An 18,890-nucleotide genomic window follows, 5' to 3' on the forward strand; every position below is an offset into this window, starting at 1 on the left:
CTTAATTGGAGATCCCAGGGATGATGTGCCCTTTATCCAGAAGCAGTTTTGCCGCTTGCTTGCTGTCGAGTCCATGGAGATTCACCGAGGATCTAGTCGGTGAACGCTCAAGTTCACGGTCATAACAGCTGTCGTAGTAATCGAGCATGGCCTCACAGGCCGCATCCCAGTTCTGGGAATCGATCGCTTCAATGGCCTCACGGGTGCGCTGAGGGCCAAGGCGTTTCTGTATCCGTTCCGTGGCCTGCCGCAGTTCGGCCTGCTCATGACACGAGTAGACCTCCACAAGTCGCTGAACCCGTTCCTGGTCACTGCGCTGGATCTCCAGTACCGGAGACGTTTGCATCTGATCGAATAACCCTTTGGGAATCCTGCAGCGACCCACCTGGATGCTTTCGGCTTCCAGCCAAATTTCCTGAATTCCTTTGAGGCGCAGGGTCTCAAGGCATTCCGCCAGTTTATTTTCGTAATGCTCGCTGGTTGGTTGCGGCGGCAACCCCAGATTGCCGAAACTGCTGCCGCGGTGGCTGGCGAGACCCTCGAGATCGATCACGCCAACGCCCTGTCTGTTTAATTCCAGAAGCAGATCGGTCTTGCCCGTTCCTGTCTTGCCGCCCAGCACCCGCAGCGGCCAGGTCTGGTCGAAGCGATCCAGCACCCACCTTCGATAGCTCTTGTACCCCCCATCCAGCACGGAGACAGGGTGATCGCTCAGGCCAGCCAGCCAGCCCATGCTGTTGGACCGCATGCCTCCACGCCAGCAGTAAATCCTCAGTGGCTTTGTGGGTCCTCCGGCTGCAGTTGTGAGTGCAACAGACAATGTCTCGAGGGAAGGGCCGCAGAGCTTTAATCCCAGTTGGATTGCTTCTAGCCGACCCTGTTGCTTGTAGGACAACCCCACCTGATGACGCTGATCATCGCTGAACAGGGGGATGTTCACAGCCCCTGGCCAGTGGCCTTGAGCAAATTCCGTGGGTGTTCTTACATCCACGATGGTCCCGGTCGCCATGCGGAAGCAATTGAGGCCGGTCACGATGCTGTTACCCATGCCTGACATAGTGGGCCAATGCTGAGCAAGTCAGTGCCGGCACCTCGCCATGCTTTCCGGACGACCACCCTCCACACAACTCGGCATTGATCAGTTGCTGGATCGACTGATTTCGGGATCATCTCGGCAGAAGCGTTCGACGGCTTCAGCGCTGGAGAAGGTTTCAGAGGAGCTTTCAGGCAAAGCTGTTGTTGCCCTGAAGGCCTATTCGCCCGAGGGGGATGACTGGAGAGCAGGCTGGATTCTGCAGATCCTGCAACGTCATCAGCCCAAGGCTCTGGAGGCCATTCCAGGTGTCTCCAGTGGTTGGTTCCAGATGCCGTCGTCCTGTGGGATCGATTACTCGGCTCTGCAGCAGGCATTACTTCGGGAACAGTTTGAGGAGGCTGATCGCCTCACCAGTTGCGCCCTGCGTCAACTCGCCGGCGACCAGGCGGTGCAACGGGGATACGTGTATTTCAGCGAAGTCCCTGCCATGGAGGCCCTGGATTTAACCACCATCGACAGACTCTGGATCGCCTACTCCCAGGGACGATTCGGATTCACGGTTCAATCTCGACTCCTCAGTGCACTCGGCGGGCGGTACGACAGGCTTTGGCCAAGGATCGGCTGGAAGAAGGATGGTGTCTGGACCCGCTATCCAGGCAGTTTTGAGTGGTGCATGGATGCGCCTGAAGGACACATGCCATTGGTCAACCAACTCAGGGGAGTGCGTCTGATGGATGCTCTTCTGCAGCATCCCGGACTGGCGAGCAGGTCCTGACACCCAGGGTTTTCTCTGGCAGAACGTCAGCAGGCCGGTAATGTCGAAAAGGATGAAACAGCGCTGATGTTCAGCCGATTTCTACCTTCGTTCCGGTGGGCTGATTTCATCCTTCCGTCAACGTTTCAGCTCAGTCCGTTGATGGAGCTGTTGTTGGAGCCGGTTGACTGCAATGAGACTTCGTGTCGACTGCAACTGGGTCTCCAGGAAGCACTGGTCAATGCCGTGCGTCACGGCAATGCCGGAGACCCTCGCAAGTGCCTGCGAATCCGTCGGATTCTCACGCCGAACTGGTTGATCTGGCAGATCCAAGATGAGGGCGATGGTTTGTCGAGAGATGCACGACAGGGTTGTCTGCCGGATCGAGTCGATGCCAATCAAGGGCGCGGTCTTTTTTTGATGCACCAGTGTTTTGATGACATCCGCTGGAGCCGTCGCGGCAACAGGGTGCAGCTGGCCTGCCGTCGACCAGGATCAAGCCAGGGGGCGATCAGTGCCGAGGGCAGCCAGGGTCTTTCAGCTCTCCCCTGATCCAGCCCAGAGCCTGCTGAGTGAGTGCTTCAACATCATCATTGCGTCCATTCTGGAGCAGCTGTGCCAGCGCCGCAGCCAGTAATTCGGCTCCGCGTCGATCGGCATCAGCTTTGAGCCTGTGCCATTCACGATCACTGATGCTGAGGCTCTGATGCAGAGTCAGGGCCTGTTCAATCGCTTGTTCTGGCCATTTCTTCGCGGACACGTTGGCGTTGGATCAGCATGGTTTCTCTATCCTGACCTGTGTGACCGCTGGTGGTGGTGAACAGGCAGCTTCGCAGTCGGGGAGGTTTGCATGGACTGCAATCTCTTCTCCGTTACCAGCCCAGATCCTGGGAGGCCAAGGATCGCCGCTCGATCCGACGGATCCAGCAACGTCGATTGCTGCGTCAATTGATCGAGGCGGACCCTGAAGCTCTCAACTGGCTGATTACACCAGAACGAGGTCAGAGGTTCTGGAGAGCCTTGCGCTGGGGTGGTCCTGCTCTTGTGCTGGGGTGGTGGCTGACTCGCTGAACCTCAGGCTGCTACTGCTGCGCTATCCACCACCACCAGTGAATCAGGGGCTTCCTGAAGGCGCTCCTCAGGATGGGGCTGGCCCTCCTGCGGTGAAGGAAGGGGTTGGCCTTTTAGCCAGGCCTGATAAAGAGCCCGCCGGCGGCGATCTTCTGCAAGCACCAGACGATCCGCGGCTGCTGTTGGGCTTTCCCCGGAATTCAATGCCGTTCTCAGGCAGATTCCGAAACCTTGAGCTTCAACCTGAACCTTCCCTTCCATGAAAACGATCTGGAAGGTCCATCCCCGCAACCAGCGGATCCGAAAAGGATTCGACATGGACGGAGTCCCTGAGTGAATGCACCATATGGGGTTGCCGTGCCCCTGCAAGCGTCTATGTCAGGGAATCACTGTGTTGAGGTGATGAATTCTTGGTGGCCGTCCACACCCTGGTCATGAAATGAGATTCGGCCTGAACATCACTGAAACCTGCATCTTCGAGGCGCTGGTCAATGTCGTCACTGATGAAATTGCGGTAATAGGGCTCGTGAAACACTCGCCTGAAATTGTCCATGGCAACGTCGAACTGAGGCGAATCCTTCAATTGAACAGAATCCGCCAAAACCAGAACCCCGCCGGGTTCGAGCAGTCGATAGCAGTCCTGTAGCACTGCCTGCCGTGCATCGGCTGGCAGTTCGTGGAATAGGAACACGCAGGTGATCGCCTGGAAGCCGGCGTCATCAAAGGGCATTCGTTCTGCATTGCCCTGAACCAGCTGTACCAGTGGCTTGTTGGATTGGTTCAGCCATCGATTGGCCTGGCGCAGATAGGCCTCGGAAAGATCCACTCCCACCAGAGTGGCCTGTGGTAGCGCAGCACGGATCTGATGCAATGTTCTGCCCGTGCCCGTGGCGACATCAAGAATGCGCAGGCTGCCCTGGGCACGATCGTCAAATCGGTTGAGTCCCTTGTGCAGCGAAGGAAGGATTCGACGACGCATGGCATCAGCGGCGCCGTTGAACAGGATGTCGACCTGAAGGTCGTACAGCTCAGCGGAATGATCACTGAGGTAGCCATCGGTCTGATGGTGAAAATTCTGGAGGTAATAGTCCGGATAAAGATCACGATTGGCGAGATCAGGGATGTCCTTGACGTCTCTTGCACGCCTTCTTGCCCAGTTGGAGGGCAGGTCCAGCCAGACCCGTGGATAGCGTTCTGCCCATTCCAGCCAGGGGATATCAAACAGCAGGGACTGGGGGTAAATCCCGGACTGAGAATCCTGCCAGTCACGTGCGTGCAGCTCATCCAGCGACTGACGCAGCGCATCGACCATCGCGCTGGGAACAGGTTGGGTTTTGGGCACCACATCAGGCGCCACCACTTCCATCACCTTGGTGCTCAGTTCCTTGTGAATCAGACCAGCCAGGCTGCGACCCTGCTGCATGGTCCGATAAGCGATTTCAGTGAAGCTGGGCGCCATGAACAGGATTGAAATCCAAGCGGACTTATTTCAATGGATCGTGCCCCGCTCTGTGGGCTTTTGCTGCTGCGATCACGAAAGTTATGTGAAGCCCTCGTGAAAACGGTAGCCGTTGCTACAGAATTGACTCAAGTCCTCCAGGAGCTCTTGATGGCCGTTGAGATCACTTATGCAGGAACGATGACGTCATACTCAGGCAATGTGCTGGAGCGGCGGCAGCGAGCGGCTGCCGAGTTTCTGGCGTGGGCAGAGCACCATGCTCACGATGTGCTGAGGCAGCAAGCGGCCCATGTTCAGGTTGAAGGTCATGATGATCGCCTTGATCAACGCAGCGCTATGGCGCAGCAACAGGTCTGTGCTCGCCGTCGTCTTCATGCCAAGCAACTGCACGACAGTTCGATGGCTCTGCTGAGGCATGGCTGAAGAGACCGGTCCCTGATGCTTTGCAGGGCTGGCACAAAAAAAGGAGCCGAAGCTCCTTTGTGATGAAGGTGACCTGTGGATTAATGAAGGATCAGGCGTCGTAGTACATCACGAATTCGTGGGGATGCGGCCGCTGACGCAGCTGCTGCACCTCTTCGTATTTCAGGTCGATCCAGTTGTCGATGAAGTCCTTGGTGAAGACGCCGCCTTCCAGCAGGTAGTGATGGTCAGCGTTGAGAGCTTCCAGTGCACCGTTCAGGGATGCGGGAACGGTGGCGATCTTCTTCAGCTCTTCAGCGGGCAGCTCGAAAAGATCAACATCAACACCGTCGCCGGGGTCGATCTGATTTTTGATGCCGTCGATGCCGGCCATCATCATCGCGCTGAAAGCGAGGTACGGATTGGCCAGGGCGTCACCGGAGCGGAATTCAAGTCGCTTGGCTTTCGGACTGGGTCCGGTGAGTGGAATGCGCACTGCTGCAGAGCGATTTCCTTCCGAATAGACCAGGTTCACCGGGGCTTCAAAGCCTGGAACCAGTCGTTTGTAGCTGTTGGTTGTGGGGTTGGTGAAGGCCAGGAATGAGGGCGCATGCTTGAGGATGCCGCCGATGTACCAGCGTGCCGTCTGCGAAAGATTGGCGTAGGTCCCTTCCCCGAAGAACAGGGGTTGCCCGCCTTTCCAGAGGCTTTGGTGCACGTGCATGCCTGAGCCATTGTCATTGAAAACCGGCTTGGGCATAAAGGTTGCGGTCTTGCCGTACTTCTTGGCGACATTGCGCACGATGTATTTGTACGTCATGACGTTGTCGGCGGCCTGAATCAGCTCGGCGAACTTCATGCCCAGTTCGTGCTGACCAGCTCCCGCCACTTCGTGGTGGTGCTTTTCGATGGGAATGCCCAACTGAGCCATCATCAGCAGCATTTCCGAGCGGATGTCCTGGGCGGTGTCGTTCGGGGCGACGGGGAAATAACCCTCTTTCTCCTGAATCTTGTAAGCAAGGTTGCCGCCTTCTTCGATCCTGCCTGTGTTCCAGCCGGCTTCGATGGTGTCAACGCTGTAGAACGAACCGCCTTCGGCGGAGTTGTATCGCACGTCGTCAAACAGGAAGAATTCCGGCTCCGGACCGAAGAACGCCATATCGGCAAGTCCGGTGCTTGCCAGGTAGGCCAGTGCTTTCTGGGCAAGAGCCCTGGGACAGCGTTCGTAGGCTTCTCCCGTGCGGGGATCCTGAATCGAGCAGATCATGCTCAACGTTTTATGTCTGTAAAACGGATCGACCCATGCTGTTTCGGGGTCGGGAACCATGGCCATGTCGGAAGCGTTGATCGCCTTCCAGCCACGGATGGACGAGCCATCGAAGGCCAGGCCCTCCGTGAAGGATTCAGGCTCGATCAGGTCCTGACAGACAGTGAGGTGCTGCCACTTGCCGTGCAGGTCCGTGAACTTAAGGTCGATCAGCTCGATGCCTTCATCTTTGATCTGACGAAGCACGTCCTGGGCGGTTTTGGCCATGGCGGGGTATGGAGCCCATAGAAATCGCATCGACCGTAGATATCGATCCGTAGCAGTTTTGTATCAACGAGCACCTTTTTGCCTTCCGTTTCCCTGGGTGGCTTCAGGGGCGCTCTTGGTAACCGTTTCTGTCAGATTGCTGTGATCGCCTTTGCTGGAGCAGGTTTCAACGCGTTGTCGGTGTTACCTTCCAACCAACGTGGACAGGGCTTGCATGCGCGATGCCATCACCGGACTGATCGGTCAGTACGACCAGCTGGGGCGCTATCTCGATCGCTCTGCGATCAATCGCATTGAGTCTTACCTCGATGAAGCGGATGTTCGTGTCCTCGCTGTTGAAATCATCAACCGTGAGGCCTCCGAGCTTGTGCGTGAAGCGAGCCAGAGACTTTTTCAGGCGGATCCCGAGCTGTTGCTTCCAGGCGGAAACGCTTATACAACCCGCCGCTTGGCTGCCTGCCTGAGGGACATGGATTATTTCCTGCGTTATGCCAGCTACTCCTTAATTGCCGGCGACAGCACCATTCTCAACGAGCGGGTTCTGAACGGACTGGATGACACCTACAAGAGTCTGGGCGTTCCAACCGGGCCGACCGTCAGAAGCATGGTGCTTCTGGCTGATGTTCTCTGTGAACGCCTTCTCAACGAGGGTGTTCGTCAGGATCGCTGCGCTCTTGTGCGTCAGCCTTTTGAGCACATGGCCTCCGGTCTTGCCGCCAGCGACGTGCGTCAGCGCTGATCGAAAGTCTCTGAATCATTTCAAGCGGCTTCGGAGTGTCCGTTCAGGCCCAATTTTTGACCGATTGATGCGTAGGCTTCTCGCCATTGATTTCCGGTTCCGGCTCCGCCGATGACGCACCCTCACCTGTCGGTTGACCCGTGCCATCGATGCTCCATCGGTCCGATTGACACACCCGACCGCTTGTTGCTGGGTCCCGGCCCCTCCAACGCTCATCCCACAGTTCTGCAGGCCCTGGCGCGTACGCCGATCGGTCACCTCGATCCGCTTTATGTGGAACTCATGGGTGAGGTTCAGGAGCTGTTGCGCTACGCCTGGCAGACCGACAACCGCCTGACGCTGCCGATGAGTGGTACGGGTAGTTCAGCCATGGAAGCCACGCTGGCCAACACGGTTGAACCCGGTGACACGGTTCTGGTAGCCGTGAAGGGTTATTTCGGCAATCGCCTCATGGATATGGCGGGTCGTTACCGCGCCGATGTTCAGGTGATTGAGAAGCCCTGGGGTGAGGCTTTCAGCCTTGAGGAGATCGAAGCGGGGATCAAGAAGCACAAGCCTGCGATCCTGGCGATGGTCCATGCCGAAACCTCAACTGGCATCTGCCAGCCGATGGAAGGGATCAGTGATCTGTGCCGTGAGCATGATTGCCTGTTGCTGCTCGACACGGTCACCTCCCTCGGAGGCGTGCCGCTCTACTTGGATGCCTGGAAGGTTGATCTGGCCTACAGCTGCAGTCAGAAGGGTCTTAGCTGCCCTCCGGGTCTTGGTCCCTTCACGATGGGACCGCGGGCAGAGGCCAAGCTGGCTGCCCGTCAAGACAAAGTTCCCAACTGGTATCTGGATGTCTCTCTGTTGAACCAGTACTGGGGCAGCGACCGTGTGTACCACCACACCGCTCCGGTGAACATGAACTTCGGCATGCGTGAAGCGCTTCGCCTGCTTTCCGAAGAAGGCTTAGACCAGGCCTGGGCGCGTCACCGTCGCAATGCCGAAGCCCTCTGGACTGGTCTTGAATCACTCGGACTGGAAATGCATGTGCCGGAAGAGCTGCGATTACCAACGCTCACCACGGTTCGCATTCCCGAAGATGTGGATGGCAAGGCTTTCTCCTCTCACCTCCTCAACACCCACGGCATCGAAGTTGGAGGAGGACTGGGTGTGCTCGCCGGCAAGATCTGGCGGATCGGTCTGATGGGTTACAACTCCACACCTGAAAATGTGGATCGTCTGCTCAATCTGTTCGAGACCGAGCTGCCCCGCTTCCGGCAGAACGCTGCCGTCGCTGCCTGAACCAGCGTCCCAAAAGAGCGGATGCTTCAAGCGCCATCACGCCTCCCGTCACCTGCATGTGATGGTGAGCGCTGGGGTGTTTGGAGAGATCAATCGTGCTTCCAAGACCACCCCGTTTCGGATCGTTTGCTCCGTAGATCACCCGACCAACGCGGGCCTGCACCAGAGCTCCCGCGCACATTGGGCATGGTTCCAGCGTCACGATCAGGGTGCACTGGTTCAGTCTCCAGTCGCCGAGAATCAAGGATGCCTGGCGCAAAGCCACGAGTTCCGCATGTCCGAGTGGATCTGAAGCCCACTCGCGCCGATTGCTGCCGTGGCCGATGCAGCGTCCTTTCGCATCCAGCACCACCGCGGTGACAGGAATCTCTCCCGACTCACCAAGCTGCTCAGCGCGTCGGAGCAAGCGTTCCATCCAGGCGTGGATCTGGGCGTTTTCCAGCTCGACCGGTGTCAGTCGCTCGTCCACCCCAATCGTGCAGAGGCGTCCAATGTGCCACCGCAGGTGAGAATGGCTGTTCCTTCCGCGCCCTCCTTGTTCGGATCCTCCAGGACTTCATCGGCGGCATCGACTGCGACCGAACTGTCCGCATTTGCCTCTTCAGATGCACTGGATCCGCAGTTGCAGCGGTTCCTGGAGGACGCCAGCGCTCGTCTGTGTGAATGGCTCGGGTCAGCTTCCCAGCGATCTCCGCTGCCGGCTTTGCGGTTGCTTCCAGAGGCTTTCCCCGAGCAACAGGGGGTGGGTGCGGATCGCCTGCTGGACGACCTTCAGCAGTTGATGGATGGTGCTTACCAGCCCAACCATCCAGGAGCCCTTGCGCATCTGGATCCTCCTCCCAACACAGCATCGATCGCTGCAGAACTGATCTGTGCCGGACTCAACAACAATCTGCTGGCGGAGGAGCTCTCACCGAGTCTCAGTCAACTGGAGCGTCAGCTCTGCAGCTGGTTCGCTGCCCGTTTCGAATTGCCTGATGGCGCTGGCGGTGTCGCCGCGAGCGGTGGCTCCCTCAGCAATCTCACCGCCCTGGTCACCGCTCGACATCGGATGGGGCTGGACCATGACCCCAATGCGGTGATTCTGATCAGTGATGACGCTCACGTGTCACTTGAGAAGGCTGCAAGGGTCATGGGGCTCAGGCCTGACGGCATTCGACGTGTGCCTGTTGATTCCCAGGGATGCATGCGGATTGCAGATCTGCAAGAGCATCTGCAGGGGCTGAAGCAGCACAACCGGCCCTGCATCGCCGTGGTGGCGACGGCGGGCACGACCGTGCGTGGAGCCATCGATCCAATTCCTTCCCTGGCTCAGCTCTGCAGGGACCAGGGTCTGTGGCTGCACGTGGATGGTGCGATTGGCGCTGTCTTTGCCCTCTGTCCTCACACTTCGCAGCTGATGGCAGGGCTTGGCCAGGCTGATTCCATCACGGTGAATCCTCAGAAGCTGCTCGGAATCGCCAAGACCTCCTCTCTGCTGTTGGTGCGTGATCAGTCAGCTCTCCAGGAGACATTTCATACTGGGCTTCCCTACATGGAGCCCGCCTTCGCTGTTGCCCATGGCGGTGAACTGGGCCTGCAGGGAAGTCGTCCCGCTGAGATCCTCAAGCTCTGGCTTGGGTTACGACAACTGGGTGAGCAGGGGATCAATGCTGTGATCGAGAAAGCTCTGTTGAGACGTCAGCGTCTGGAACAGGGTCTTGATCCTGCGGTCCTGGAGATCACCTCAGGCCCGCTGCATCTGCTCGCCTGCGCTCCGCTTGGAGCGGATCCAGCGCGTTGCGATCAATGGACAGCTGCCGTGCGAAAACGGCTGCTCGATCGGCAGATCATGGTGTCCAGACCAGTCCATCAAGGACGGCATCGCATCAAAGTTGTGCTGGGCAATCCCCACACCCCCAATACGCTCATCGACCAACTGGCTGCCGACCTGAACGACTGTTCACGGGAGCTGGTGTGATGCCTGCAGCTCAGAACAAGCGGGGTCGCTGGGTTGCAATCGTCACCGGGACCATGTCGGTGCTGATTGGTGTGTTGTACCTCGGTCTGATTACGGTGCTCGATAGCCGCGGTCCGATGCGTCCTCCGCCGCCCGAGGCCCTGGCCGGGGCGGAAGTCGTTTCTTGGCCTCCTGCTGCAGAGGCTCCACCACCCGTTGCAATGCCGCCTGCAGAAAGTCCTGAAGTGAGCGATCCCGTCGGTTGAGTTCGTAGTGGTGCTGAACCACGTCCTGCACTCCGCCATCGCCCCAGTCCTGGTCCTGCTGGAAATAGGTCATGAAACTGGCGCCCGCAATTCTGGTGAGCCAGCCTGCCGCCACACCCTGCACCGCCCGCCCGAGCAGCAGGGTCGGCAGGTTCACGCTCAGCGCGGTACCGATCAAAGCCACTCCGCCTTTGACCACCCCCAGTCCAGCAAGGGTTCTGCCCACCGAAACTGCCAGTTCCTGGGCCCTGCTGCGGGTCAGCTGGATGCCATACACCGCTCCCACCTCCATCACCATCTGGGCATTCACAGCAGCGGTGCCGAGTAAATCCACTCCGGGCAGTGGTGTTGCAGCGACGACACCAGCACTGATCCAGGTGTAGCGATCGATGATTCGCCGGGCTTCGTCCGAACGCTGACGGTCGAGCAGATCCCGACCAGCGGAACCAAGATCCCTGCATTGCAAAAGGATGTTGTCGGCCAGCAGTTCCTCTCCATCGGCATGAAGCACTGCGGCCAGCCGTCTCACCAGCAGCCCGATTTCGGCGGGTGGCTGAACGGGACGCTGCCCGGGTCGGGGCAGTGACTGGGGGCTTGCACTGGCGGGAATCACATCCTCGGGTTGAAGCCATTCCGAGCAGCGTCGCTTCAACAGCTGCAGAAGCCTGCGTTCCTCTTCTTCACCGCGCAAGTCACATTTATTGAGCACCAGCACTAGACGTTTGCCCAGTCCCGACAGGCTCTGGATCACCTCCAGCTCGCTCTTGCGCAGATCGCCATCAACCACAACGATCATCAGATCCGCTCTGCTGGCTCGGCGCCGTGCCTCCTGCTCGCGTCCCCGTCCTTCCTGGCCTGCTTCAAGGATTCCGGGTGTATCAACAAGAAGCACCCCTCTTTCCAGACCTTTGAGCCGGAGTCGGTAGCTGCGACTCTCGCCGGTGGAGCCCATGGCAGCACCGACATCGCCGACAATCTCCTTGAGCAGGGCGCGGATCAGAGACGTTTTTCCACTGGAGCCGGTGCCGAACACCACAAGCACGAGATCCCCGCGTTCGAGTTCCCTGGCGACCCGTTGCCGTTCCTGCAGGAGAGACTGACGAGCCACATCGTCCTGGAGTCGTTCCAGCAGGCGATCCACACTGGACAGGCTTTGTTCCGCTGCATCCCTGCTACTGGTTGGTGCCGGTCTGTCCTTGGGCGATGAGGTGTTCTGACGCTGACGCTGTGTGCGCCACTGACGCAGCCATGGCAGGCCGACCTGAATCACCACAGCCACGAGCAAAACGGTGCCGATCAGCAGCACAGGGCCGACCAGCCAGGGCGGCAGCCAGTAACTCAGATCCCAGAGCAGGTTTCGGATTCCCTGCAGCACCAGTCCAACCACCATCAGGGCGATCAGACCAGCGGCACCAAACAGAATCCAACGCGTCGATCCCCTCATCTTCCGTTGAGCCCACCTCGTCCCGCCGCGCGGATGATGTCAGCCCAGAGCGATGCCGCAAGGGCGCTGGAGCTGCTGGAGGGGCTGTTGTCGTCATTGCCGAGCCAGATTCCCAGCACCCAACGGCGCGAGGGTTCATAGCCCACGAACAGCAGATCCCGGCCTTCATTCGTTGTTCCGGTCTTGCCCCCTTCCTGTCCTCCTAGCGATGCAGCGGTGCCGGTGCCGTTGCGCACAACCGCGCGCAGCAAAGACTGCATCTGCTCTGCACTGTCGCCCCGGACAGCCTGGCGTCCAGGATTCAGACCCCGCTGATCGTCGCCGGCGAGGCTGCCGCAGCCTCGCAGCTTGTCATTGCGACAGGTTTCCGCATCAAGCAGCCGACGAATCGTATTGGGGGGCTTCCATTCACCCTTGTTGAGAATGGCCGCATAGGCTCCGGTCAGTTCGATCAGTCGCACTTCGCTCTGGCCCAGTGCAAGACCTGGCACCGGATCAAGCGTTGTGGTGATGCCAAGGGCCCTGGCCTGGCGAACAACCTGTTCAAGCCCAACCCGCTGGGCTAGGCGCAGAGTCGCTGTGTTACTGCTCGATGCGAAGGCTCTGGTGAGGCTGAGGCGACCTCTGCAGCTGCTTTCAAACCGCTGGCCTCTCCAGTACAGAGAACTGCAGTCGATCGTTTCGTTGGGTTTGATTCCCCGTTCCAGGGCGGCCAGATACGTCATCAGTTTGAACGTGCTCCCTGGCTGTCTCAGGGCCATGGATGCGCGGTTGAACTGACTGAACCGGTAGTCCCGTCCGCCGGCGATCGCCAGGACCCCTCCTGTGCTGCTGTCGATCACCACGGCGGCCCCCTCACTCACGCCGAGTCCGCCGGCATTGCCGATCAAATTGCGCAGTTGTCTCTCCACCACGGACTGCAGCACGGGGTCAAGGTGGGTTTCGATCAGAAAATTCCCTTCCGCGGCCACCTCCGGGCCCACCATTGCTGTTAGATCCCTGCGCACTTGATCGGTGTAGAAGGGGGCTGAGCGTGTCAGCGCAGTCCTGCTGCAGGCCGTGGGTGCCAGTTGGATGGGTTGACGTCTCGCCAGACGAGCAGCATCGAGTGATAAGCGACCGGAATCGGCCATCTTGTTGATCACGCGGTTGCGGGCTTCTAGGGCCCGCTGAGGATGACGGCAGGGGTCGTGGCCATTGGGTGATGGCAACAGTCCAACCAGCAGAGCGGCCTGTGCAATGCTCAGATCAGCTGCTGATTGATCAAAGAAGGTCTGTGCGGTGTCTTCAAATCCCCATCCCACCCCGAGGTACACCCTGTTGAGATAACTCAGCAGCAGCTCCCGTTTGCTGAAACGGCTTTCCAGCTGCAGCGCCACAAGCAGCTCACGCCATTTACGGCCCAGGGTGTCACCTTCACCGACCAGTTCCGGGTAGAGGCTTCGAGCCAGTTGCTGGGTGATGCTGCTGCCACCTTCGAGAACCTTTCCCCCGGTGAGGTTGACGGCGAAAGCACGCAAGCTGCCGACTGGGTCAACCCCTGGATGCCACCAGAAGCGGTTGTCCTCGCTGCTGAGCAAGGCATCGATTAACAGCGGAGAAAATTCGCCAAGGCTGTTCAGTTCGCGGTGGCGATTGGAATCCACCGATTTGAGCGGTTTGTTGTTGCCGTCGTAGATGGCGAGCGGTCCGCGAATGCTGGCCAGTCGTCCACTCACCGGCACGTTGAGCGAGGCATGGCCCAACAACAGTCCTGCTCCGCCCAGACAGCACAGGATTCCGATCCCCAGAGACCGCTTGATCCGCTGATGCCGTCGTTGACCAGGTCTCTCAAAGTCAATCCAGGGGCTATCGGCTTCATCGGTCGGGGCAAAACTGATGCGATCGCCGTCCTGGAGCTCCAGCTGTTGCACACGTCGGCCCTTCCACCAGAGTCCGTTGGTTGAGCCTTGATCCTTGAGAATCCAGTGCTGGCCTTGCTTTTGTAGAAGTGCATGCAGGCGGCTGACAGCCGCATGGTCAATGCAGATCTCCATGTCTGGATCACGTCCAATCCGATATCCCTCGCCATGCAGTTGCAGCGTGCGCTCAGCCCGACCCTGCTGATGAACCGTCAGCAGGGCCAATTTCCTTGGCTCAGCCGTCGCTCTGCTCATTTCTGTTGTTGAAGGCGTCGATGGCGAAGCAGAGCACTGCCAGGTTGATGGCGACATCAGCCCAGTTGAAGATTGGAAACTGGATTGGCACGAGTTCGAGGAAATCGGTCACATGACCGAGCCGCCAGCGGTCGATGCCATTGCCGATGGTTCCTCCCAGAAGAAAGCCGAGGGCCAGTCCCATCCAGAGACCTCTCCGAATCTTTCGCCAGATCCAGATGCTGACGCCGATGGCAACTGCCAGGCTGAGAATCCCCAGTACCAGGGAGGAATCTCTGAACAGACTGAATGCAGCCCCAGTGTTGCGCACAAGATTCAGTTGCAGCAATCCAGGAATGAAGGGCATCGTCTCTCCAGGAAGGAGGATGCCTCTGGCCCAATGCTTGCTGAGCTGATCCAGCACCACCATCACCACGCTGAGTGCGACGACGCTGCCGCGTCGCATGCTTCGGGCTGGACGGCTGTTCATGGCATGGTTCCGACTCATTCCATCCAGAGCACGCGACGGCTCACGCGAGCGATCAGTCCAGCAGCGCAACACAGGGCCAGCTGTGCAGCCAGGGGGCCGAGGCTGTAGCTGAAGACAAGGTCGATCAGGGGTTCATTCCAGCGATTCAGCGCTGCCCCAAGAGCAAGATTGAGCAGACCACAAACCTGGATGGTCAGCAGACCTGCCATGGCTGCGAGGGTGAGTCTGGCGATGTCATTCATGCCGTTCTGCTGGGCCAGTCGTCCGGTCAACCAGGCGGCGGGGACGAATCCCGCCAGGTAACCGAATCCAGGATTCAGCACATAGGCGAAACCGCCACCTCCGTGGAACACAGGCAAGTCAACCAATCCGATCGTCAGATAAGCCACTGAAGCGATGACTCCCGCTCTTGGGCCCGCGACAAGGGCGCAGACGAGCAGTGCCGGAACCTGCCAGGTGCTGGGCAGACCAAGCACGGCGGGAGGCAATTCGGGCAGAGGCAGCAGCAGAGCAGTCGGAATCAGGCTTCCGACGAGGATCAGAAGCAATCCGGCAAGAGCGCCGCTCCAGGTGGACAGTGCCCGCACGGGCAATCGTCAGCTCGCACCATCCTGCTGTAAGAGAGAGGCATTGCCCAGCAGAGATGTCCGTTTCAATCGGTGACCAGGTGCGACTGGTTCGCCCCCAGACCTTCCTCAAGACAGCTGATCCGATGCCGATGCTCAGGCCTCCCGATCTTGTGGCCCACGACGAGATCGGCAGGGTCATGGCACTACTACCGGCGGAAACGGCGTCAGTGCGCTTCGCCAGAGGAACTTTTCTGCTGTCGATCGAGCAACTCACGCTCGTCAACGAAGACTTGAACAATGCTTCGGATCAGGACGCTGCATCTGACTCAGATGCTCCATCTGAAGCCCGGGGTTCTTCAGATCCAGGCAACTGATCAAGGCTCGGCGCCCGCAGCAAAATCGCTCAGGCTCCACTGCTTCTCCAGTGATGCAAGCGTTACCTCGGGACCGCACAAGCTGAGCTGAGGACTCTGCAGATGGCGGCGTGCCGCTTCACGCAGATCAGTGCCTCGCAGTTGTTCCAGTTGGTTCAGGCAGCTCTGGTCATGGTCATCAGGTAGACGCAGACCACGCAGTTGCGCCCGCCGCTCGGCCCTCTGGCCTGTGGTCTGGGAGCCGTGAGCCAGTTGCCCCCTGAACTTGGCCTTGGCCAGATTGAGATCGAGCTCGGAAATGGTGAGCTCCATCAGCTCGGACCAGCTGCTGATCAGGAGTTCGAGTGACAGTTCTGCCCTGTCGACTCCGGTTGAGGCATGCATCACGAAGGGTGCCGCGCCAGCGCGCGCCGGGTGATGGACACCCACGTCGTAGGCGACGCCATGTTCCTCTCGAAGCCTGCGGAACAACAGGCTGGACATGCCTGATCCCAGGTGAGCCTGCAGCAGCCTCAGAGCCAGGTCGTCCGGGTGACCGTGGGGCAGAGCGGCTTGACCCAGCATCAGCACCACCTGTTCGGTGGCAAGGGCTTGGAGGCTTAATGACGAGCTCTTGCCAGGATCCAATTCAGGTGATTCTTGGATCGTGGTTCCGGGTTCTTCGCAGCTGAACCGGGTTTTGGTTGTGCCGAGCCACTCCTCCAGTCGCTCCTTGGCTCCCTCAGGAATGGTTCCGGACAGCGCCAGCACCGAACCCCGGCTCTCGAGATCTGCAGCAAGACAACTCAGCTCTGCTTTTTGAAGCTGTTCCAGATCGACACCGATCCCAAGGGGATCGTGTCCGTAGGGCCCCCTGCCATAGGCCAGCTGCCTCCAGCCATCAAAGGCGCGATGGAACGGATCCTCTTTCTGTCTCTGCAGGGCCTGCAAGCTCAGGTCTTTTTCCAATTCGATCTGTGCTTCGTCCAGGTGGGGCTGGCGCAGCATCCAGCCAAGAGCAGGCAACAGACGATCGGCATCAATGTCACGGCACTTGAGACTGATCAGAATCCCGTCCTCATGGGTGTCACAACGAAGACCGGCCCCGCAGCCTTCAACCAGATCCGCAAGCTGCAGATGATCGACAGGGCCACATCCACGGCTGAGTACCGAACCCAATAGCTGATGACCTCCCCTCTGCCCCCGAGGATCAGCACTGCTTCCGCGCCGGATCCAGAGTTTGGCGGAGAGCACCCCGGTCGTGGTTACAGGATCAAGAACAAGATCACAGCAGGAGCTCAAGCGTTGTCCTCCGATCGGGCAATCAGGGTGAAGCTGTGCTGGGGTTGCAGCAGGGGCATGACCCTTTCCCGCAAAGCTGATGCATTCCAGTGCAATAGATCCTGAAGCGGAGCCAGAAGGTCTCGGTGCCTTCCCCAGAGTGTTTGTGAACCGGCACTGGCGGCCACAGCTCCAGGGGCTTCAAGGCTGAAGCGATGACCGTTTCCAACCAGTTGCATGGCGCGATGCAATTCCTCATCGGTGATTGCAGTGGTCAAGCTGCTGTCCAGCTCTCGGTGGATCTCGGTCTCGACGCGCTCGATCTGATCTTCGGGGCAACAGGCCTCAAGCATCACCAGGCTGCCCTGTTCCAGCGTGGTGACATCCATGTCGATGGATTCAACGATCTGAAGCTCTTCCCGCAGCTTTTGCACCAGTCGGCTGCGACGACCCTCGGCGAGGATTGTGGTGGCCAGATCAGCTCCGGCGATCGCCAGCTGATCGTCTGCAGAGGCAACCGGCCAGATCATCATCAGCCGCGCAGCTTCCAGTCGAGGAAAGCTTCGGCATTCCCGACCGCTGCGAAAACTCAGCGATGGTCGTGTTGTCCTGTTCAGATCTGAGTCTCTGACCTTGTCAAGCGCTGCAAGGGGGCTATCGAGCACGTGGCTGACCAGATCCTTCTGAATGGTTCCGGCCACTGACAGGCAGCAGTTGGCTCCCTGGTAGCGGCGTTTGTGGTAGCAGCGCATTCCCCCCGGGTTCATCTCTCGCAGGCTGTTTTCCCAGCCGAGGATGGGTCTGCCGTAGCAGTGGGGAGCACAGCAGAGTTCCAGCAGGGTCAGCAGCACCTGATCATCGGGCTGATCCCGATACTGGGCGATCTCCTCGAGCACCACGTCGCGCTCCATCAAGAAACAGTCCTGCTCCAGAGCCGGATCCAGAACGAGATCCAGCAGTAGATCTAGTGCTTTGTTCGATTCCGCGCTGGGCACAAGCACGTGGTAGTGCACATCATCGAAGCCTGTGGCTGCATTACTACTGCCTCCCAGTGCCTCAATTCTTCGATCGAATTCCCCTGGCCCCATGCGTCGACTCCCCTTGAACACCATGTGCTCAAGGAAATGAGCGATGCCCTCCTCGCCGCTTCTCTCCCAGGCGCTTCCCCCCTGGCACCAGAAATCCAGACAGGTGAGGGCCGCGTCGGGGATGGCGGCTGTCACAAGGTTGCTGCCGTTGGCAAGTGTGCGGTGTTCGAGCACCGGACCGGATGGGATCGCAGTCAGGGTCCCGTGGCAAAGTCCCATTCTGTGCAATTACGGATCGGATTGATGCCTGCGTCCCCGAGCGGTCAGGAGTTGCATCCGCTGGTGATGGCTATGGCTGCTCGTATCCGTCAGTGCAGGAAAGGCTTCCCGGAGCTCAGTCCACTCGGTTTGTCGAGTGACCTCGAGGAGATCATCGGCACCCTCGACGGTGAGGATCTGTTTATCCGTAACGAGGTGCATTCCTGCCGAGGACTTCGCAAACTGCACCTGGAGATCGCACGACTTGGACTCGGGCTCCAGATTCTTCATTGTGTCTTCTTCCCCGATCCTCGCTTTGATCTGCCGGTGTTCGGTGCCGATATCGTCGCCAGCCCCGCAGGGATCTCCGCCGCCATCATCGATCTTTCCCCAGTCGGGGATCAGCTGCCAGAACGCATTCAATGTGGGCTTGAAGCCGCTGTGATTCCTGCCTTCCAACAGGTGCGAGAACTTCCCACCTGGGCGACGATTTTCTCGCCGTTCGTGCGATTCATCCGCCCTGTCAACCAACAGGAAGAGGATTGGTTTGTGGAACTGGTCGACGATTACCTCCAGGTTCTGGGTGATGCCGTGCAGGCCGCGGAGCCCGATGACCCCAGCGCTCCTTCTACTCTGGCCCGATATCACGGACAGGTGTCCTATTGCCGGCAACAGAAACGCAACGACAAAACGCGGCGGGTTCTGGAGAAAGCCTTCGGGACGGTATGGGCGGATCGGTACATCGAGGAGCTGCTTTTCGACGAGCCTCTGTGCCCCTGAGCGGATTGGGTCGGATCTGGCTCGGCGTTGGTGCTCTGGCGGTCCTTGCTGTTGCTGGTGGA

General features: G+C 59.0%; 21 protein-coding genes. 9 read left to right on the forward strand and 12 right to left on the reverse strand.

The window, feature by feature from the left end; translation table 11 throughout:
• Position 1: 1 nt before the first annotated feature.
• Positions 2-1,057, reverse strand: coding sequence for a tRNA 2-selenouridine(34) synthase MnmH (gene mnmH / locus SIB58_RS05950; RefSeq protein ID WP_067325692.1), 1,056 nt, complete (start codon positions 1,055-1,057; stop codon positions 2-4).
• 40 nt (positions 1,058-1,097) lie between these two features.
• Here mnmH and SIB58_RS05955 point away from each other — a divergent pair, with 40 nt between their 5' ends.
• Both SIB58_RS05955 and SIB58_RS05960 read left to right on the forward strand, forming a co-directional pair.
• On the forward strand, positions 1,098-1,811 hold the full coding sequence (locus tag SIB58_RS05955; RefSeq protein WP_066906378.1) for a GUN4 domain-containing protein: 714 nt from the start codon (positions 1,098-1,100) through the stop codon (positions 1,809-1,811).
• A 66-nt stretch (positions 1,812-1,877) separates the two neighbouring features.
• Positions 1,878-2,342, forward strand: coding sequence for an ATP-binding protein (locus tag SIB58_RS05960; RefSeq protein ID WP_067325686.1), 465 nt, complete (start codon positions 1,878-1,880; stop codon positions 2,340-2,342).
• On the opposite strand, the gene SIB58_RS05965 is transcribed toward SIB58_RS05960, so the two are convergent.
• Positions 2,302-2,550, reverse strand: coding sequence for a DUF6439 family protein (locus SIB58_RS05965; protein WP_066906374.1), 249 nt, complete (start codon positions 2,548-2,550; stop codon positions 2,302-2,304). The genes SIB58_RS05960 and SIB58_RS05965 overlap by 41 nt on opposite strands.
• Before the next feature lie 56 nt (positions 2,551-2,606).
• Between SIB58_RS05965 and SIB58_RS05970 the strand changes: the two genes are divergently transcribed.
• On the forward strand, positions 2,607-2,861 hold the full coding sequence (locus tag SIB58_RS05970; protein ID WP_156486564.1) for a hypothetical protein: 255 nt from the start codon (positions 2,607-2,609) through the stop codon (positions 2,859-2,861).
• Between the two features lie 3 nt (positions 2,862-2,864).
• Here the strand turns inward: SIB58_RS05970 and SIB58_RS05975 are convergent, their stop codons facing one another.
• The gene (locus SIB58_RS05975) at positions 2,865-3,179 is read right to left on the reverse strand and encodes a copper-binding protein (protein ID WP_066906370.1); all 315 of its coding nucleotides are present in this window, start codon (positions 3,177-3,179) and stop codon (positions 2,865-2,867) included.
• Between the two features lie 55 nt (positions 3,180-3,234).
• Positions 3,235-4,320 (reverse strand): class I SAM-dependent methyltransferase, encoded by a 1,086-nt coding sequence (locus tag SIB58_RS05980; RefSeq protein WP_066906368.1) that lies wholly within the window; start codon positions 4,318-4,320, stop codon positions 3,235-3,237.
• A gap of 150 nt (positions 4,321-4,470) precedes the next feature.
• Between SIB58_RS05980 and SIB58_RS05985 the strand changes: the two genes are divergently transcribed.
• A complete protein-coding gene (locus SIB58_RS05985) occupies positions 4,471-4,743 on the forward strand; it encodes a hypothetical protein (protein WP_156486563.1) in 273 nt (90 codons plus the stop codon).
• Positions 4,744-4,834: 91 nt separating this feature from the next.
• Here SIB58_RS05985 and glnA read toward each other — a convergent pair whose 3' ends face one another.
• Positions 4,835-6,256 (reverse strand): type I glutamate--ammonia ligase, encoded by a 1,422-nt coding sequence (gene glnA / locus SIB58_RS05990; RefSeq protein ID WP_066906366.1) that lies wholly within the window; start codon positions 6,254-6,256, stop codon positions 4,835-4,837.
• Positions 6,257-6,470: 214 nt separating this feature from the next.
• On the opposite strand from glnA, the gene SIB58_RS05995 reads away from it, so the two are divergent.
• On the forward strand, positions 6,471-6,995 hold the full coding sequence (locus SIB58_RS05995; protein ID WP_066906617.1) for an allophycocyanin subunit beta: 525 nt from the start codon (positions 6,471-6,473) through the stop codon (positions 6,993-6,995).
• 111 nt (positions 6,996-7,106) lie between these two features.
• Positions 7,107-8,285 carry a pyridoxal-phosphate-dependent aminotransferase family protein gene (locus SIB58_RS06000; protein ID WP_067325683.1) on the forward strand — a complete coding sequence of 393 codons (1,179 nt, stop codon included), beginning with the start codon at positions 7,107-7,109 and terminating at the stop codon, positions 8,283-8,285.
• Here SIB58_RS06000 and SIB58_RS06005 read toward each other — a convergent pair.
• Positions 8,227-8,700, reverse strand: a complete 474-nt coding sequence (locus tag SIB58_RS06005; protein ID WP_067325680.1) for a nucleoside deaminase — start codon at positions 8,698-8,700, stop codon at positions 8,227-8,229. The genes SIB58_RS06000 and SIB58_RS06005 overlap by 59 nt on opposite strands.
• Before the next feature lie 96 nt (positions 8,701-8,796).
• On the opposite strand from SIB58_RS06005, the gene SIB58_RS06010 reads away from it, so the two are divergent.
• Complete coding sequence (locus SIB58_RS06010; RefSeq protein WP_066906615.1) at positions 8,797-10,245, forward strand: pyridoxal phosphate-dependent decarboxylase family protein; 1,449 nt, start codon at positions 8,797-8,799, stop codon at positions 10,243-10,245.
• A 90-nt stretch (positions 10,246-10,335) separates the two neighbouring features.
• Here the strand turns inward: SIB58_RS06010 and SIB58_RS06015 are convergent, their stop codons facing one another.
• The 4 genes from SIB58_RS06015 to SIB58_RS06030 are packed head-to-tail and all read right to left on the reverse strand — an operon-like array spanning position 10,336 to position 15,146.
• The gene (locus SIB58_RS06015; RefSeq protein WP_066906359.1) at positions 10,336-11,934 is read right to left on the reverse strand and encodes a YcjF family protein; all 1,599 of its coding nucleotides are present in this window, start codon (positions 11,932-11,934) and stop codon (positions 10,336-10,338) included.
• On the reverse strand, positions 11,931-14,090 hold the full coding sequence (locus SIB58_RS06020) for a transglycosylase domain-containing protein (protein WP_066906357.1): 2,160 nt from the start codon (positions 14,088-14,090) through the stop codon (positions 11,931-11,933). The genes SIB58_RS06015 and SIB58_RS06020 overlap by 4 nt, the downstream gene beginning before the upstream one ends.
• The gene (gene lspA / locus SIB58_RS06025; RefSeq protein ID WP_066906613.1) at positions 14,071-14,559 is read right to left on the reverse strand and encodes a signal peptidase II; all 489 of its coding nucleotides are present in this window, start codon (positions 14,557-14,559) and stop codon (positions 14,071-14,073) included. The genes SIB58_RS06020 and lspA overlap by 20 nt, the downstream gene beginning before the upstream one ends.
• A gap of 14 nt (positions 14,560-14,573) precedes the next feature.
• Positions 14,574-15,146, reverse strand: a complete 573-nt coding sequence (locus SIB58_RS06030) for a biotin transporter BioY (protein ID WP_066906611.1) — start codon at positions 15,144-15,146, stop codon at positions 14,574-14,576.
• A 56-nt stretch (positions 15,147-15,202) separates the two neighbouring features.
• Between SIB58_RS06030 and SIB58_RS06035 the strand changes: the two genes are divergently transcribed.
• Positions 15,203-15,502, forward strand: a complete 300-nt coding sequence (locus SIB58_RS06035) for a DUF3148 domain-containing protein (protein WP_067325677.1) — start codon at positions 15,203-15,205, stop codon at positions 15,500-15,502.
• Here the strand turns inward: SIB58_RS06035 and SIB58_RS06040 are convergent, their stop codons facing one another.
• Both SIB58_RS06040 and SIB58_RS06045 read right to left on the reverse strand, forming a co-directional pair.
• Positions 15,503-16,783 (reverse strand): M16 family metallopeptidase, encoded by a 1,281-nt coding sequence (locus SIB58_RS06040; protein ID WP_082823296.1) that lies wholly within the window; start codon positions 16,781-16,783, stop codon positions 15,503-15,505.
• Positions 16,780-18,069 carry a M16 family metallopeptidase gene (locus tag SIB58_RS06045; protein ID WP_067325671.1) on the reverse strand — a complete coding sequence of 430 codons (1,290 nt, stop codon included), beginning with the start codon at positions 18,067-18,069 and terminating at the stop codon, positions 16,780-16,782. The genes SIB58_RS06040 and SIB58_RS06045 overlap by 4 nt, the downstream gene beginning before the upstream one ends.
• Before the next feature lie 24 nt (positions 18,070-18,093).
• On the opposite strand from SIB58_RS06045, the gene SIB58_RS06050 reads away from it, so the two are divergent.
• A complete protein-coding gene (locus SIB58_RS06050; protein WP_067325668.1) occupies positions 18,094-18,828 on the forward strand; it encodes a phycocyanobilin:ferredoxin oxidoreductase in 735 nt (244 codons plus the stop codon).
• Positions 18,829-18,890: the final 62 nt, after the last annotated feature.

The organism is Synechococcus sp. MIT S9504, assembly GCF_047497135.1.
Lineage (GTDB): Bacteria > Cyanobacteriota > Cyanobacteriia > PCC-6307 > Cyanobiaceae > Synechococcus_C.